The following is a 16,396-nucleotide window of genomic DNA, read 5'->3' as shown; positions in this document are numbered from 1 at the left end:
GAGAATACCCCATGGTCATCGAGACCGACGCCGCCCACACTCCCGGAGGCTTGGCGCAGCCCGCCGGGTCGTTGAAGGGCCCGCTGGCCTTCGCCATCGCCTGCTTCCTGATCTGGGGCCTGGCCTACGGCCTGCTGGACGTGCTGAACAAGCATTTCCAGGAGACGCTGAGCATCAGCCAGGCCGACAGCGCCTGGCTGCAGATCGCCTATTTCGGAGCCTATCTGCTGCTGTCAATTCCGGCGGGCATGCTGCTGCATGCGCGGGGATACAAGTTCGGCATCGTGTCGGGCCTGGCGGTCACCGCCATCGGCACCTTGCTGTTTATCCCGGCGGCGGGCGCAGGCGCCTTCCTGCCCTTCGTCGGATCGATGTTCGTTCTTGCCGCCGGTCTGTGCATCCTGGAGACCAGCGCCGACACCTACGTCAATGTCCTGGGCGATCCGGCCAAGGCCTCACAGCGGCTGAACCTGGCCCAGTCGTTCAACGCCCTGGGCGTCTTCTTCGGCCCCCTGATCGGCGGCGCGGTCTTTTTCAGCCCGACGACGACAGAAGCCCTGGGCGGCGCGACCCGTTCGATCCAGATCGTCTATGGACTGATCGCCGTCGGCGTGGTCCTGTTCGCCCTCGCCGTCTGGCGCGCCCGTCTGCCGGAGACCGGCCTGTCCGACCACGGCGGCGCGGTGGAAGGCGACGCCCCCGCCCTGCCCCTGTCCAAACAGCCTCACTTCGTCGCCGGCGTGATCACCCAGGCCCTCTACATCGGCGCCCAGGTCGGCATCGGCGCCTATTTCATCAATCTGGTGACGCACAACTGGGAGGGCCTGACCTCGCAGCAGGGCGCCTTCATGCTGTCGCTGGCGGCCATCGGCTATCTGGTGGGCCGTTTCTTCGCCACCGCCCTGCTGTTGAAGATCAAGCCACGCGTGCTTCTGACGACCTATGGCATCATCAATGTCATGCTGACGCTGATTGTCGCCGCCGGTATCGACAAGGTCTCGCCCATCGCCCTGCTGGCCGTCTTCTTCTTCATGTCCACCATGTTCGCGACCATCTTCGCCCTGGGCACCGCCGGCCTGGGCGCCGGCACCAAGAAGGCCTCGTCCCTCATGGTCATGGCCATTGGCGGGGGGGTTCTGCTGCCTTGGCCGATGGGCCGGATCGCCGATCTGTACGGCGCCAATGTCGCCTTCTTCCTGCCTGCCGCCTGCTTCGCCGTCGTCGCCTGGTACGGCTGGAAAGGTGCGGGACTGGGGCGGAAGGCGGAGGCGAAGTGATGCGTCTTCGCACCGCCCTCCTCGGCTTCACGCTCTTGGCCGTTTCCACGACCGCTTGCGCCCAAACGGTCGCGCCCACCGCCGCCGTGGCGCCCGCCGCGCCGATCGACCGCCACGCCTTGGTCACGCACCACAACGTGACCCTGACCGCCATCGACCGCCATGCCCCGATCATGCTGGGCAACGGCGACCTAGGCTTCACCGCCGACATTACCGGGCTTCAAACCTTCCCGGAACAGTATTCGGAATTGGCGCCCCTGCTGACCATGGCCCAATGGGCCTGGCACAGCTTTCCTAACCCGCACGGCTATACTGAACAGGACGGCCTGATCGATGTTCACGTGCCGGGCCGGGGCGAACAGCCCTATGCCTGGATGAAATCGTGGACCGTCACCGAGACCCAGCCCGCCTACACCTGGCTGCGGGCCAATCCGCATCGGTTCTCGCTGAGTCGCATCGGCCTGAGCTTCGCCGACGGCAAGGCGCTGGACTTCGCCAAGATCGCTGACACACGCCAGACGCTGGACTTGTGGTCCGGCGCCCTGACCAGCCGCTTCACCTACGACGGCCAGTCGGTCGAGATCGTGACCCGCGTCCACCCGACCGTGGATATGCTGATGGTCGAGATCGCCTCATCTCTCGTTTCATCTCAGGGCCTCGGCGTCCAGGTCCGCTATCCGGGCGTGAACCCCGCCATCAATCCCGACCCGACGATGTTCCAGAGCGATGGCGACCAGAGCCTGAATATCGTCGCCTCCGACACAGGCGACGTCCACATTCGCCGCATCCTGGACGACACCACCTATTATTCCGGCATTACCGCATCCGGTAAGATCGAACAAAGCGGCCCCGACGCCTTCCGCGTGGCCGCTGCTGGTCGCGACCGGCTGACCGTCATGGTCCGCTTCGATCAGCAAGAGCCCGTTGAGAAGACGCCTGCTTACTCCGCCAGCGTCCAGGCAACGACTGGACACTGGAACAGTTTCTGGACCCAGGGCGGCGCCGTTGATTTTACGGGCTCTACCGATCCGCGAGCGGCAGAACTCGAACGTCGCGTCGTCCTGTCGCAGTACCTGTCAGCGGTGAACGGCGCCGGCGAACTGCCGCCGCAAGAAGAAGGCCTGTTCTCCAACAGCTGGTACGGCAAGTTCCACCTCGAAATGCACCCCTGGCACGCTGGCTGGCAGGCCATGTGGGGCCACCCCGACATGCTTGAACGCAGCCTGCCTTGGTACGTCGGCAATCTGGACAACGCGCGCGCCGAGGCCGCCCGTCACCACGTCAAGGGCGCCTGGTGGCCCAAGATGGTCGGACCCGAGGGCCGCAACAGCCCCAGCCTCGTCTCGCCCTTCATCATGTGGCAACAGCCGCATCCGATCCTTTTGGCCGAACTGGTCTGGCGCGCCGAGAAGGACCCGGCCGTGCTGGATCGATACGGCGAGGTGGTCGAGGCCACCGCCGACCCGTTGGCCTCCTGGCCCATCGAACACGACGGCCGCCTGAACCTGGGCACGCCGATGATCCCGGCCCAGGAGAACTACGATCCCCTGACTACGGCGAACCCGACCTTCGAGGTCGAATATTTCCGCTGGGCCCTGGAAACCGCCCAACAGTGGCGCGAACGCAAGGGTCAGGCCCGCCGCATCGACTGGGATCAGGCCTTGGCCAAGATCGCGCCGCCGCCAATGAGGGACGACCTGTATCTGCCTGTCGAGAGCGTGCCGGACTTCTGGGAGACGGCCATGTCCGACGCCTGTCGCCGACACGCGGCGGCGGCTCAGTGCAAGAATCGCGACCATCCCTCCTTCCTGATGGCCTATGGCTTCATTCCGGGCGCGCGGATCGATCCCGCCACCATGCGCCGCACGTTTGAAGCGGTGGAGCAGAACTGGGACGTCCGCCAGACCTGGGGTTGGGACTTCCCGATGATGGCGATGACGGCGGCTCGCCTTGGCGAACCGGACAAGGCGGTGAACTGGCTGTTCGCCGACCTGAAGAACAATCAGTGGGGCGTTACCGGCATGACGCCTCGCGTTCACCTGGACGAACACGCCGACGAACTGGTGCCCGTTTCGGCCGGCGCCGGCGGCGTGACGATGGCGGTCAATCCCGACGGTCCCGGCTATCGCCGCGCAGCCGAGACCTATTTCCCGTCCAACGGATCCCTGCTTATGGCCGTCGGTCTGATGGCGGCGGGTTGGGACGGGTCCAGCGGCCACGCGCCCGGCTTCCCAAAGGAAGGCTGGACCGTTCGCGTCGAAGGCCTGACGCCCGCGCCCTAATCCAGACAACCCGAGAGGACCGCCCCAATGACGACCTCGAGACGCACCGCCCTGAAGGCCCTGCTCAGCGCCCCCGCCGCAGGGGCCTTCGCCACGACGACCGCTCAGGCGCAGGCTACGCCGGCCATCCCGCCAACGTTGGGACAGACCCCCGTCTGGCCCGCGCCCAACACAGCCCCGCCCTCGACTCAAGAGACGCCGATCGAGCGGGCGCACTGGAACGGCCCCGTGCCGACCGAGTGGATCGATCCCAAGACCGGCCATCGCATCCGCCGCGTCTCGCCCGATGGCGGGGGCGGAAAGCCCTATTTCTACAAGAACATGTTCTTGCCCAAGAAGGTTGGGGCGCCCGACCTAATGGTCATCTCGACGCCTCAGGGCATCTCGACCGTCAATCTGGCGACCTGGGCCGTCGATGTTCTGATCCCCGACCATGACGCCGACCTGATGTTCACGGGCCGCAAGGGGCGCAACGTCTATTATTCGGTGACCGCGCCTGGCGAAGGCCAGTTGATGGACCGCGCCAAGACCCTGTTCGTCATCGACGTCGACACCAAGCAGCGTCGCGAGATCGGCCGGATACCGAACGGTCAGATCAATTCGGTCAATGCCGATGAGAGCCTGCTCCTGGGCTTCGTGGCCTATGACAGCCAACCGCTCCAGCCGACCGTGCCCGATCCGCGCAACCGCCGCTTCGATCAGGCCGAATACGAAGCTGATGGGCCGGACGGAAAGCCGCTGAACTTCGCCCGCGCCAAGGGCGTGCGGATGCTTCAACGCTGGGCCGCGCGCTATCCGATGGAAATCTTCGTCATCGACCTGACGACGGGCGAGCGACGCGTGATCCACAAGACCAACGAATGGATCGGCCACACGCAGTTCTCGCCCACCGACCCCCAGCAGATCATCTTTTGCCATGAAGGGCCTTGGCACCGCGTGGATCGAATGTGGGCTATCCGCGCAGATGGCACGGGCCTGAGAAAGACCCATCAGCGGACGATGAACTTCGAGATCTTCGGCCACGAATGGTTCAGCCCGGACGGCAAACAGGTGCTCTATGACCTGCAAACCCCGCGCGGCCAGGTCTTCTGGGTCGCCTCGGTCGATCTGGAGACGGGCCGCCGGGTCTATCGTCGGGTCGAGCAGAATGACTGGTCGGTCCATTACAACGTCTCGCCGGACGGCCGTCTGTTCGCTGGCGACGGCGGCGACGGCGACATGGTCGCTCATGCGCCCGACGGTAAATGGCTCGTCCTGCTGCGCCCCGAACCGATCGTCGATGAAGATCCGTCCAGCGACAAGGACAACCAGATCTTCGTCGAATATCTGCGCTCCGAGCGGCTCGTGGATCTGTCCAACCACGACTACCGGCTTGAGCCGAATCTGACTTTCACGCCGGACGCAAAATGGATCGTCTTCGTGTCGAACATGCATGGCGCCAACCACGTCTATGCTGTTGAGATCGACCGTGGCGCTTAGAAACACCGCCAATCGCTCGGACCCTAAAGCCTGAGATGTCGAGGACTTATCGACGTACTCAGCGGAATCTCTCGTCCCAACATCACCTTGTTGCAAAATGCGGGAAGCTGTTGCAATAAGCGACACGTCGCCAATCCGAATATACGCGACAGCATGCCACAAAATGACACCGGTGCCAGATGGACGCCGGGATGGGGAGAGAACGAATGCGACGGATCAACACCCGGACTCTGTGCGCGGTTGGCGTATCCTTGGCGGCCCTGATGGGTGCGTCGGCGGCTGCGGCTCAAGCGGTTCCTGCCTCAGAACCCGTCACGCAAGACGCCGCCCAAGATGCAACCGTGGTCGATGAAATCGTCGTCACCGGCTTCCGGTCCAGTCTGCAACAGGCGCTGAACATCAAGCGCCGCGAAGCCGGAGCGGTGGACGCCATCCTGGCTGAAGACATGGCCGACTTCCCCGATCAGAACCTGGCCGAAGCGATCCAGCGCCTGCCCGGCGTGACCATCGACCGCGTCAACGGCCAGGGCACCACCATCTCGGTGCGTGGTTTGGGTTCCGACTTCACCCGCACCCGGATCAACGGCCTGGAAGCCCAGGCTGCGTCTGGCGGCAACCGCAACCGCAGCTTCGACTTCTCGATGTTCGCGTCCGAATTGTTCAACAGCATCAAGGTTCGCAAGACGCAATCGGCCGAGATCGAGGAGGGCTCGCTGGGCGCCACGGTCGATCTGCAGACGGGTCGCCCGCTGGACTTCGGCGGCAGCGGCCTAAACTCCGCCCTGTCTGTTTAGGGCTCGTACAATGATCTGTCTGAGAAGACGGTGCCGCGGCTCGCGGGTCTGCTCAGCTGGTCGAACGAGAACCGAACTTTCGGCGCCCTGGTGTCAATCGCCTATTCCGAGCGGTCGCCAATCCTGGGCAGCTTCAACACGACGCGTTGGCAAAAGGGCGACCCGTCAAACGTCAACGCCGCCGGCAATCCCTATGGGCGCGGCCAGAACTTCGGCGGCTGCATTCCCTGCACCACGACGGCGCAACGTGACGCCGTCCTGAACGCCTTCTATCCCCGCATCCCGCGCTACACCTTGGGCAATACTCAGGAAGACCGCCTGGGCATGACGGGCGCGCTGCAATGGCGGCCGAGCGACCGCACCGAGGCGGTGCTGGACGTCCTGTGGTCGCGCTTTAACTCGGAACTGGAAAGCCCAAACATCGAAGCCTGGTCGTTCAGTCGCGCCAACGTCAACAGCGTCGTCGTGCGCGATTATGCGATCGACGCCGACAAGAACATCCTGTCCTACGGCGTCTTCGACAACATGCTGGTTCGCGCCGAAAACGGCTTCACCCGCAACGAAAGCAACTTCTACCAAGCCTCTCTGAACGTCCGCCACGATTTCAGCGACCGCTTGCATGGCAATCTGAAGGTCGGCGCCAACCGATCCGAAGCCCGCACGCCGCTCAATGTCGCCTATGCTTTCGAGGCCGCGGGCGTAAACGGCTATACCTTCGACTTCCGTGAGGATGATCGACGGCCGCGCATCAACTACGGTTTTGACGTCACTTCGGGTCAACGCTTCACATTGGTCAATGCGACGCGCAGCAACGCCGGCGGCAACTTTGACAATAAGGTCGGCGCCGGCTCCTTGGCCTACGACTGGTCCGACTCCCTGACCTTCAAGATCGGCGGCGAGTATCGCACCTATGGGTTCGAAACCTTCGGCCTGACGCGGACCAAGACGTCTCCGACCGGCGCCGATCGGCTTACCGGGGTCGACAGCATCGGACGCGTCGTCAGCATCGGGGACGGTGTAAGCGCCGGCGCAGGTTCGGACCTCAGCTTCATCGTTCCGGACATTTCCAAGATTGCTGACTTCCTCAGCTTCTATGACGATCCCCTTGTCCCTAATCGCAGCGAGCGTGAAGTCGACGAAACGGATAAGGGCGTCTTCTTCCAGGCCGACTTCAATACGACTGTTGGAGGTATGGTCCTGCGCGGCAATGCGGGCATCCGCTATGCCCAGACTGAGGTCACGGCCAAAGGCTGGCAAACCATCGCCGTGGGGACGCCGCCGGTCACGACCTATGACTATGTCACGACCGATAACGACTACGAGGACGTCTTGCCATCCTTCAATCTGGCGCTGGAGCCGCGTGACGACGTCGTGATTCGCCTGGGCGCCGCCAAGGTGATGTCGCGTCCGACCCTCGGCGATCTGACCCCGGGCGGCAGCGTCTCACCGACAACCCGCACCGTCTCCTACGGAAACCCGCTTCTCGACCCGTTCCGCGCCACCAACTACGATTTCTCGGTCGAGTGGTATTTCCAGAATGAGGGTCTTTTGGCCGCCGCCGTCTTCTACAAGGACATCGACAGCTTCATCACATCGGAAACCGTCGGCACCCCCTACAACCAGCTGGGCCTGCCCAACGAACTGCTTCAGGGGGCTGCAAGCCCGACCGACATCTTCCAGGTCACGCGCCGCCTGAACGGCGAAGGCGGCGCGCTGAAGGGAATCGAAATCCAATATCAGCAACCCTTCTTCTTCCTGCCTGGCCTTTGGTCCAACTTCGGCTTCACCGGCAACGTCACCTGGGTTGATTCGGAAGTCAGCTACGGCACGGCCGGCAAGAACCGCCTGACGGGCCAGTCGAAGAACACCGCCAACGCGACCCTGTATTATGAGGATGGCCCGTTCCAGGCCCGCGTCTCGGTCGCACACCGCAGCCAGTATCTGCTGTCCTTCCCCGGCGCGAACGGCAACTCCGAAGAAGGCGTCAACGACACCACCAATGTCGATGCCTCCATGTCCTACGAGTTCACGCCGAACCTGACCTTCTCGCTTGAAGGCATCAATCTGACGGACGCCTATACCGACCGTTATGTCGACGTGACCAACCGCGTGTCCGACTACCGTCACACCGGCCGAGAGATCGCCGTGGGATTGCGCTGGAAGTATTGAGCTTCCCTCCCTGACGCCTCCAGCGTGACAAACTAAAGGCCCGGAGCGAACGGCTCCGGGCCTTCTTTTTACTCAGGCAAAAAGCGACGATTGAGGTTTTCGGATCCCTCGCCGCCTCTACAAATACGCTCCCACCTGCCAGGGCACGAACTCGTTGTCGCCGATGCCGAGGGCCTCGGATTTGGACGGCTCGCCTGACGCGACATCGAGCATTTTGCGGAAGATGACCTCGCCGACCTCGGCCAAGCTGGTCCCGGTCAGGACGGGCGAGGCGTCGATGTCCATGTCCTCATCCATCCAGTTCGCCAGCCTGGCGTTGGAGGCGACCTTGATCGACGGGGCGGGCTTGGCGCCGAAGACCGAGCCCCGGCCGGTGGTGAAGACGATCAGATTGGCGCCCGAGGCGATCTGGCCCGTGGCCGAGCACGGGTCGTAACCGGGGCTGTCCATGAAGCTGAGGCCCTTGGCCTGGATCGGTTCGGCGTATCCGATCACGTCGTTCAGCGGGCTCGAACCGGACTTGGCCACCGCACCTAGCGATTTCTCAAGAATGGTCGTCAGGCCGCCCTTCAGATTGCCGGGCGACGGATTGTTGTTCAGCTCCATCTGATGGCGGTCCGCATAGTCGCGCCACCATTCCAGGCGCGCGTTCAGCTTATCCGCCACATCCTGAGACGCCGCACGCCGCAGCAGCAGATGTTCCGCGCCCCAGATTTCAGGCGTTTCCGACAGCATGGCCGAGCCGCCGTGCGCGACCAGCACATCGACAGCCGCCCCAAGCGCCGGATTGGCGGTCACGCCGGACCAGCCGTCCGAACCCCCGCATTGCAGACCGACAGTCAGGTGAGATGCGGAAGCAGGTTGGCGCTGGACCTGCGCCGCCTCGGCGAGCAGATCGCGAACGATCTCGATCCCGGCGTCGATCGCACGAGCCGTGCCTCCGGCCTCCTGGATCGTCAGGGCGCGCAGTCGCGGGCCGGATTGAAGGCCTTCATTGGCGAGCCAGGCGGGAATCTGATTGGCTTCGCAACCCAGACCCACGATCAGGATGGAGTGGAAGTTCGGATGCTTTGCATAGCCCGCTAAAGTCCGCTGCAGCAGCGTCACGTCGCTGCTCAGCGACGAGCCGCCGCAACCTCCCTGATGGGTGAATGCGACCACGCCATCGACGCCCGCAGGCAGGCTGGAGTCCGGGAAGGCGTCGGCGATGCGGCGCGCCACGGTGGCTGAACAGTTCACGCTGGTCAGGACGCCGATATAGTTGCGTGTGCCGACGCGGCCGTCCGGGCGAACGATGCCGTTGAACGTCGCGCCAGACAACGGCGCCGGCGGACGCAAGTCGGCCCCGACCTCGGCTTCACGCCCATCCTCGGCCATGGCCAGATTATGAACGTGGACGTGATCGCCGGCCGCGATGGCGACCTTCGCGCGCCCAATCACCTGACCGTAGCGCCGGATTAGACCGCCCTTATCCACCGCATGACGGGCGATCTTGTGGCCGGTGGGGATGTCGGCGCACGCCGGCGCGTTCAGACCATCGGGCGTATCGCCGCTGGCGATGTCGTCCAAGGCGATGGCGACGTCGTCGGCGGGGTTCAGGATCAGGACGCGAGACATGGATTCACTCCGCGACCAGACGCGCGGCCTCGACGGCGCCGTTCCGGCTGAGCGACAGATAGGCTGACGTGACCGCTGCGGCGAACCGGTCGTCAGCGGCCAACGCGGGCGGGAAGACGGCCGACAGGCTCAGCAAGGCCGAAACGCGCGACTGATCAGTGTCGGCGCCGGCCAACAGTTCGGAGGTCTTGGCCGCCAGAGGATCGTCGACGACGACCTGCTCACCTGTTTCGGTTACGCCCGACTGCCACTTCATCCAGGCGGCGACGCCCAAGGCCATGGCCGGAATGTCCTGCCCGGCCGCCAAACGTTCGGCGGCGCCTGCCAGCAGGCGCTGAGGCAGTTTCTGCGAGCCGTCCATGGCGATCTGGCGCGTGCGGTGCATCAGGGCCGCATTGGAGAATCGGGCCATCAGCGCCTCGCGATAGGCGGGGATGTCCAGACCCGGCGGCGGATTCAGCGTGGTTTCGGCCTCGTCCCACAGAGCCTCGACATAGGCGCGGAAGCCGGGAACGGCCACGACTTCGTGGACATGCTCATAACCCGACAAAGCGCCCAGATAGGCGATGGCCGAGTGTGCGCCGTTCAGCAGGCGCAGCTTGGCGTCCTCCCACGGTTCGACCGCGTCGGTCAGTTGCACGCCGAGGGCGGCGAAGTCTGGCCGCTCGCCGGCGAACCAGTCCTCGATCACCCACTGGGTGAAGGGTTCGGCCTTGACCATGCCCCGGTCCTCGACTCCGAGACGCGCGGTCAGGCGGACGATGTCGTCGGAGGTGGTCGCCGGGACAATTCGATCGATCATCGTCTGGGGGAAGGCACCCTCGGCCTCGATCCAGTCCGCCAGCGACGGATCGATCCGGCGCGCCATGGCGATGACCCCGGCAAGGATACGCTTGCCGTTGTGGGGAAGGTTGTCGCAACTGATGACGGTGAAGGGCTTCCGCCCCGCCGCCCTTCGCGCCTGCAACGCCGCGACGATGAATCCAGGCGCGGTACGGGGCGCGGCGATATCAACCAGATCGGCCGCGACATCAGCGTCGCTCAAAAGCAGGTCGCCGGTCGCCGGATCGAGGCGATAGCCCTTTTCCGTCACGGTCAGGGTGACGATATGGACATCGGCGTCGGCCATGGCGGCGACCAGAGCGGCGGGATCATCCGGCCCGACCATCACGCCGGCGCAGGCGCCGATCACCCGCAGATGCTCGTCCGATCCGTCACGCACGACCAGGGTGTACAACCCGTCCTGCGGGTTCAGCTGATCGCGCACGCCGGGCGATCGCAGCGAGGCGCCCAGCACGCCCCAGCGCGGATCGCCTCGCCTGATCGCATCGTCGAACACGACCGCCTGGTGGGCGCGGTGGAAGGCGCCGATGCCCAGATGGACGACACCGGTCTTCACTTCGTCGCGGTCGTAGCCGGGGACGGCGACGTCGGCGGGCAGTCCCTTCAGGGCGGCTGGATTCAGTCTGCTCACAGCTTGTACGCCGCCTTGACCAGGCCATAGGTCAGGGCGTGGGCCAATTCGTGCGCCTCGTCCTCCTCCATCCGGTGCTCGACCACCAGCTTGGCCAGGAAGCCGCAATCCATGCGCCGCGCCACGTCGTGACGCGCGGGAATGGACAGGAAGGCGCGGGTGTCGTCGTTGAAGCCGACCGTATTGTAGAAGCCGGCCGTTTCGGTGACCTGTTCGCGGAAGCGACGCATCCCCTCGGGGCTGTCGTGGAACCACCAGCTGGGCCCCAACTTCAGCGCCGGATAGTGGCCGGCGAGCGGCGCAAGTTCGCGGCTATATGTGGTCTCGTCCAAGGTGAACAGGATCAAAGACAGACGGCTGTCCGAGCCGAACCGATCCAGCAACGGCTTCAGCGCCCGGACGTAATCGGTCGGGGTCGGGATATCGCAGCCCTTGTCACGGCCGAAGCGGTTGAAGACGGTGGCGGAATGGTTGCGGAAGCTGCCGGGGTGAAGCTGCATCACCAGACCATCCTCGACCGACATGGCGGCCATTTCGGTCAGCATCTGGCCGCGGAACAGTTCGGCGTCGGCGGCGCTGGCGGCGGCGGTCGAGACACGCCGGAACAGGGCCTCGGCTTCGGCCTTGGGCAGATCGGCGGTAAAGGCGGTCGGATGGCCGTGATCGGTCGAGGTGGCGCCCATTTCGATGAAGAAGGCCCGGCGATCGCGCAGGGCCTGCAGGTATCCGTCCCAGTTCAGCGTATCGCGGCCGGTCTGCTCGGCCAGGATTTTCAGATTGTCGCGGAAGCCCTCATAGCCGGGATCCAGAACCGGATCCGGGCGATAGGCGGTCAGCACCCTTCCCTTCCAGCCCGAGGCCGCAATGGTCCTGTGATGCTCCAGCGTGTCCAGCGGGCTCTCGGTCGTGGTCAGGACTTCGATATTGTAGCGGTCGAACAGGGCGCGCGGCCTGAAGGCGTCGGTCTTCAGGGCCGCATCGATCACGTCGTAATAGTGATCCGCCGTCTCGGCCGACAGCCGCACGTCGATGCCGAAGGCCTCGGCATAGACCCAGTCGTGCCACATCCGCGAAGGCGTCCCTCGGAACAGGTGATAGTTCTCGGCGAAGCGCCGCCAGATCTTGCGCGGATCGGTCTCGACCGGCCCGCCATCGGCGCGCGGCACGCCCAGATCCTCCATCGCCATGCCCTGCGAGTGCAGCATGCGGAAGACGTAGTGGTCGGGCGTGATCAGAAGTTCGGCCGGATTGGCGAAGGGTTCATTCAACGCAAACCAGCTCGGGTCCGTATGACCATGCGGGCTGATGATCGGCAGCCCCTTGATCTCACCATACAGACGACGCGCGATCGCCCGGGTGTCGGCTTCCGCCGGAAACAGGCGATCGGGGTTCAGTTTGAGCGGATGAACCATAGCGTTCCTCATGGCCTCGTGGCGGAGGCTTGGTTCGCCTCTCGATCTTGATCCAACAAACCTACAACATGCGCCGCAAAAAGACACCGGTTACCTTCATCGAGCCTCAGCTTGTTATTGGGCGTCGTACGTCGGATTTTTCGCAAGCCTGCGCTGGCGCCTTGCGTCCGGGCGCGAGGCTGGACATAAGGGCCGCTCACCGCCCGTGCGGGCCGGCTTAGCTCAGTTGGTAGAGCGCCAGTTTTGTAAACTGGATGTCGCGGGTTCGATTCCTGCAGCCGGCACCACGCCTTTCGACCATCGGGGACATGGCCGACACCACCAACAAGCTGGGCCACAAGATCGGTGCGCGAGGCGGCAGAACCCGCCAGGCGATCCTCGACGCAACCCAACGCCTGTTGAACGAGCGGCATTACGGGGAAATCCGCGTCGCCGATCTGGCCTTGGCCGCCGGTGTATCGCCTTCCAACTTCTACACCTATTTCAAGACGGTCGAAGAACCTGTTCTGGCGTTGTGCAAGGTCGCCGCGACGGATTTCCAGGGGCTGGCGGCGCATTTCCAGGCCGACTGGCCGGGCGACAAGGCCTTCGTCATCGCGCGCGCCTTCATTCTGGACGTGATGGCCATCTGGCGCAGCCACGGTCAGGTGCTGCGTGTCGAACATATGCTGGCCGACAATGGCGACGCCGCCTTCGTCGAAAGCCGGGTGCGCCGTTTGCGGCGGTTGCACCTGTCGATCGAACGGCGCGTGGCCCAGGCCCACGCCAGCGGCCTGCATCCCAAGGATTACAATCCGCGTCTGGCGTCCTACCAGATCGCCTCCATCGCCGAATCGACGGCGGCCAGTTTCGATCTGTTGCGGCGGGCCGATACGCCAGAGGCCATTCTGGACACGGCGGCCATCATTATCGTGAAGCTGACGACCGGACGTTAGAGGCCCAACGGTCCATAAAGCCACGTCAACCAGATCCCGACGGCCAGGAAGACGCCGAAGGGCAGCTTCTCCGATCCGCTGACGCTGCGCCGGACCACCAAAATACCGAAGACGAGACTGAGCCCGACCGCGCAGGCCCACAGCAGTACGCTGGGCAGGCCCATCCAGCCGACCCAGGCCCCTGCCCCTGCGAACAGGAAGGGGTCGCCTCCCCCAAGCCCCTGGCGCTTACGGACGAGTTGGTAGAACCAGCCGACCACCCAAAGTCCGCCAAAACCGACCGCCGCGCCAATCAGATGGGAAAAGCCGAGGCCCCAATCCAGAATCAGCGCGACCGTGACGCCGGTCGAGATCAAGGGCAGCGTCAGACTATCCGGCAGCCAGAAGTGTTTACCATCGACGATGGCGATCAGCAACAGCTGCCAACCCAGAACGGCCGTGGCGGCGATCATGAATGACGAGGCGGCGCCTGTCGCGCCCCACACCCCGGCCCAGATGCCGACGCCGGCCGAAGCTAACTCGATCAGCGGATAACGCGGCGAAATCCGCGTGTGGCATCGCGCGCACCGCCCGCGCAAACCAAGCCAGCTGAAGACCGGCACAAGCTCCCAGGAACGTAGTGTCTGATCGCAGCCCCGGCATCGCGAGCGGGCGACGACGATATCCTCGTCACGCGGCAGGCGAACGCTGACGGCGGCGATGAAACTGCCGACGATCAGGCCCAGCCCGCCCATGACGGCGGCGGCGAGTACAGGATTCATCAGGACGTCCCGAAGGCGGCGAACCGGCTTGGCTTAGCCGCCTCCGAGCGCCACCGCCACATGATAGGTCACCAGCGACGCCAGATAGGCCAGACCGAACATGTAGCCGATCATGATCCAGGTCCATTTCAGCGAGTTGGTCTCGCGCCGCACGACGCCCAGGGTCGCCACGCACTGGGGCGCAAAGATGTACCAGGCCAGGAAGGACAGGGCCGTCGCCAGCGACCAGTGCGACGCCAGGGTCGAGGCCAGAAGGCCCGTCGCATTCTCTGCGTCTGCTATGGCGTAGGTCGTGCCCAGCGCCGCCACCGCGACCTCGCGCGCCGCCATGCCGGGGATCAGAGCGATCACCATCTGCCAGTTGAAGCCGATGGGCGCGAAAATGGGCTCCAGCGCCCGGCCGATCATGCCCGCGAACGAATAGTCGATGGCCGGCAGGGTCGCGTTCTCCGGCGGATAGGGGAAGGTCGCCAGCACCCACAAGATGATCACGAGCGGCAGGATGATACGGCCCGCGCGGTTCAGGAAGATCTTGGCCCGGAGCCACAGGTTGAAGCCCACGCTGCGAAGGTCCGGCGTCTTGTAGGCCGGAAGCTCCATCATGAAGGGCTCGACCGCACCGCGCCAGAACACCTTGCGGATCAGCAGGGACACGATCAGGGCGCTGACGATGCCGGCGGCGTAGAGGCCGAACATCACAAGGCCTTGCAGGTTGGCGAAGCCCCAGACCGTCTCGTTCGGAATGAAGGCGGCGATGATCAGCGTATAGACCGGGATGCGCGCCGAACAGGTCATCAGCGGGGCGACCAGGATGGTGGTCAGGCGATCGCGTCGCGAATCGATCACCCGCGCCGCCATGACGCCGGGAATGGCGCAGGCGAAACTGGACAGCAGGGGTATGAAGGCCCGGCCGTGAAGCCCCGCTCCACCCATGATCTTGTCCATCAGGAAGGCCGCGCGAGCCATATAGCCGAAGTCTTCCAGCGCGATGATGAACAGGAAGAGGATCAGAATCTGCGGCAGGAACACCAGCACGCTGCCGACGCCGGAAATGATCCCGTCCACGATCAGGCTTTGCAGCAGACCGTCGGGCAGGACGTTGGCGACCAAGCCGCCCAACCAGGCGATGCCGGCCTCAATCCCGTCCATTAAGGGCGCGGCCCAGCTGAACACGGCCTGGAACATCACGAACAGCAGGGCGAACAGGATCAGCAGCCCGCCGACCGGATGCAGCAGCACTGAGTCGATCCTGCCGGTCAGGGTGTCGGGCCGCTCGGGAGGTCGGACGCAGACCTTCATGATACGCTCGGCCTCGCGGGCGGCGGCTCGTAGCTCGGCGGCGTCCGGACTGCGCCATTGGCTTTCCGTCACGGCGGCGACGGCAGCCTGGTCCTCGATGGCGGCGACCAGATCGTCGATCCCGCGCTTGCGCGTGGCCACTGTGGTGATGATCGGCACGCCCAGTTCGGCGCGCAGTCGCTCTAGGTCGATGCGCAGGCCCTGGCGCTGGGCGATGTCGTACATGTTCAACGCCAAAACCATCGGCCGACCGACGGCCTTCAGCTCCAGAATCAGGCGCAGGACCAGGCGCAGATTGGTGGCGTCGGCGACGCAGACCACCACGTCGGGCGGCGTCTCGCCGACCAATCGCCCCAGAACGGCGTCGCGCGTGACCTCCTCATCCGGGCTGCGGGCGCGCAGGGAATAGGTGCCGGGCAGGTCCAGCACCGACATCGTGCGGCCCGAGGCGGCGCGGATCAGGCCTTCCTTACGCTCCACCGTCACGCCGGCGTAGTTGGCGACCTTCTGGTGGGCGCCGGTCAGGGCGTTGAACAGAGCCGTCTTGCCACTATTGGGATTGCCGACCAGCGCGACACGAGCCGTCTTCAGCGCAATGTCCATCAGGCGGCGCCCAGCCGGATCGACAGACTTTCCGCCTCATGACGACGCAGGGCTACGCGCATGTCGTCCACCTTCATGGCGATCGGGTCGCGTCCGAACAGACCTTCGTGCAGCAGTTCGATCTGCGCGCCTTCGACAAAGCCCAGTTCCAGCAGGCGGCGTTCCAGCTCGACCGCCTCGCTCTGATGGTGACAATGGGCGCCCACCTTAACGATGACGCCGCGATTGCCGCGTCGGGCCTGGCTCAACTTGATGGTGTCGGTCAATTCTACGCTCGCACGGGCGAGGCCGCTC

At 64.7% G+C, this 16,396-nt stretch carries 11 protein-coding genes, 1 tRNA gene and 1 pseudogene; 7 read left to right on the top strand and 6 right to left on the bottom strand.

The genetic code is table 11. The features are described 5' to 3' along the window. Positions 1-11 precede the first annotated feature (11 nt). The 5 genes and pseudogenes from HF680_RS08955 to HF680_RS08935 form a co-directional block, all read left to right on the top strand. The gene (locus HF680_RS08955) at positions 12-1,277 is read left to right on the top strand and encodes an MFS transporter (protein WP_185224801.1); all 1,266 of its coding nucleotides are present in this window, start codon (positions 12-14) and stop codon (positions 1,275-1,277) included. Continuing rightward, positions 1,277-3,559, top strand: coding sequence for a hypothetical protein (locus HF680_RS08950; protein ID WP_235968897.1), 2,283 nt, complete (start codon positions 1,277-1,279; stop codon positions 3,557-3,559). The genes HF680_RS08955 and HF680_RS08950 overlap by 1 nt, the downstream gene beginning before the upstream one ends. A gap of 27 nt (positions 3,560-3,586) precedes the next feature. Then, the gene (locus HF680_RS08945; protein WP_185224800.1) at positions 3,587-5,038 is read left to right on the top strand and encodes an oligogalacturonate lyase family protein; all 1,452 of its coding nucleotides are present in this window, start codon (positions 3,587-3,589) and stop codon (positions 5,036-5,038) included. Between the two features lie 206 nt (positions 5,039-5,244). Next, positions 5,245-5,832 (top strand): TonB-dependent receptor plug domain-containing protein, encoded by a 588-nt coding sequence (locus HF680_RS08940; RefSeq protein WP_156146816.1) that lies wholly within the window; start codon positions 5,245-5,247, stop codon positions 5,830-5,832. Positions 5,833-5,844: 12 nt separating this feature from the next. Then, positions 5,845-8,001, top strand: a pseudogene (locus HF680_RS08935) (TonB-dependent receptor); the annotation flags it as partial. A 117-nt stretch (positions 8,002-8,118) separates the two neighbouring features. Here HF680_RS08935 and HF680_RS08930 read toward each other — a convergent pair. From HF680_RS08930 to uxaC, 3 genes are read right to left on the bottom strand one after another with little or no spacing between them, the layout of a single operon-like run. Next, entirely contained in the window at positions 8,119-9,618 is a 1,500-nt protein-coding gene (locus HF680_RS08930; protein ID WP_045811459.1) for a UxaA family hydrolase, read from the bottom strand. 4 nt (positions 9,619-9,622) lie between these two features. After that, the gene (locus tag HF680_RS08925) at positions 9,623-11,092 is read right to left on the bottom strand and encodes a mannitol dehydrogenase family protein (RefSeq protein ID WP_045811458.1); all 1,470 of its coding nucleotides are present in this window, start codon (positions 11,090-11,092) and stop codon (positions 9,623-9,625) included. Further along, positions 11,089-12,504, bottom strand: a complete 1,416-nt coding sequence (uxaC, locus tag HF680_RS08920) for a glucuronate isomerase (RefSeq protein ID WP_185224798.1) — start codon at positions 12,502-12,504, stop codon at positions 11,089-11,091. Before uxaC ends, HF680_RS08925 begins: the two co-directional genes overlap by 4 nt. A gap of 211 nt (positions 12,505-12,715) precedes the next feature. Here uxaC and HF680_RS08915 point away from each other — a divergent pair. Both HF680_RS08915 and HF680_RS08910 read left to right on the top strand, forming a co-directional pair. Next, a tRNA-Thr gene (locus HF680_RS08915) sits at positions 12,716-12,791 on the top strand. Positions 12,792-12,812: 21 nt separating this feature from the next. Next, entirely contained in the window at positions 12,813-13,439 is a 627-nt protein-coding gene (locus HF680_RS08910; protein WP_045811456.1) for a TetR/AcrR family transcriptional regulator, read from the top strand. On the opposite strand, the gene HF680_RS08905 is transcribed toward HF680_RS08910, so the two are convergent. Genes HF680_RS08905 through HF680_RS08895 form a run of 3 tightly spaced genes read right to left on the bottom strand, consistent with a single transcriptional unit; the run spans position 13,436 to position 16,368 of the window. Then, positions 13,436-14,173, bottom strand: coding sequence for a prepilin peptidase (locus HF680_RS08905; protein WP_235968896.1), 738 nt, complete (start codon positions 14,171-14,173; stop codon positions 13,436-13,438). The two genes, HF680_RS08910 and HF680_RS08905, sit on opposite strands and share 4 nt — an antisense overlap. 60 nt (positions 14,174-14,233) lie before the next feature. Beyond that, positions 14,234-16,102 carry a ferrous iron transporter B gene (feoB, locus tag HF680_RS08900; RefSeq protein ID WP_045811454.1) on the bottom strand — a complete coding sequence of 623 codons (1,869 nt, stop codon included), beginning with the start codon at positions 16,100-16,102 and terminating at the stop codon, positions 14,234-14,236. Then, positions 16,102-16,368, bottom strand: coding sequence for a FeoA family protein (locus HF680_RS08895; RefSeq protein WP_045811453.1), 267 nt, complete (start codon positions 16,366-16,368; stop codon positions 16,102-16,104). The genes feoB and HF680_RS08895 overlap by 1 nt, the downstream gene beginning before the upstream one ends. Positions 16,369-16,396 lie beyond the last annotated feature (28 nt).

Source organism: Brevundimonas huaxiensis, from assembly GCF_014218725.1.
GTDB classification, from domain to species: domain Bacteria; phylum Pseudomonadota; class Alphaproteobacteria; order Caulobacterales; family Caulobacteraceae; genus Brevundimonas; species Brevundimonas huaxiensis.
Note: the sequence above shows the minus strand (reverse complement) of the source record. Positions and strands in the feature narration are given on the sequence as shown.

Bases quoted from the DNA above. Each gene is read 5' to 3' on its own strand.
- HF680_RS08955 (WP_185224801.1), top strand. From the start codon at position 12: ATGGTCATCGAGACCGACGCCGCCCACACTCCCGGAGGCTTGGCGCAG.
- HF680_RS08950 (WP_235968897.1), top strand. From the start codon at position 1,277: ATGCGTCTTCGCACCGCCCTCCTCGGCTTCACGCTCTTGGCCGTTTCC.
- HF680_RS08945 (WP_185224800.1), top strand. From the start codon at position 3,587: ATGACGACCTCGAGACGCACCGCCCTGAAGGCCCTGCTCAGCGCCCCC.
- HF680_RS08940 (WP_156146816.1), top strand. From the start codon at position 5,245: ATGCGACGGATCAACACCCGGACTCTGTGCGCGGTTGGCGTATCCTTG.
- HF680_RS08930 (WP_045811459.1), bottom strand. From the start codon at position 9,618: ATGTCTCGCGTCCTGATCCTGAACCCCGCCGACGACGTCGCCATCGCC.
- uxaC (WP_185224798.1), bottom strand. From the start codon at position 12,504: ATGGTTCATCCGCTCAAACTGAACCCCGATCGCCTGTTTCCGGCGGAA.
- HF680_RS08910 (WP_045811456.1), top strand. From the start codon at position 12,813: ATGGCCGACACCACCAACAAGCTGGGCCACAAGATCGGTGCGCGAGGC.
- HF680_RS08905 (WP_235968896.1), bottom strand. From the start codon at position 14,173: ATGGGCGGGCTGGGCCTGATCGTCGGCAGTTTCATCGCCGCCGTCAGC.
- feoB (WP_045811454.1), bottom strand. From the start codon at position 16,102: ATGGACATTGCGCTGAAGACGGCTCGTGTCGCGCTGGTCGGCAATCCC.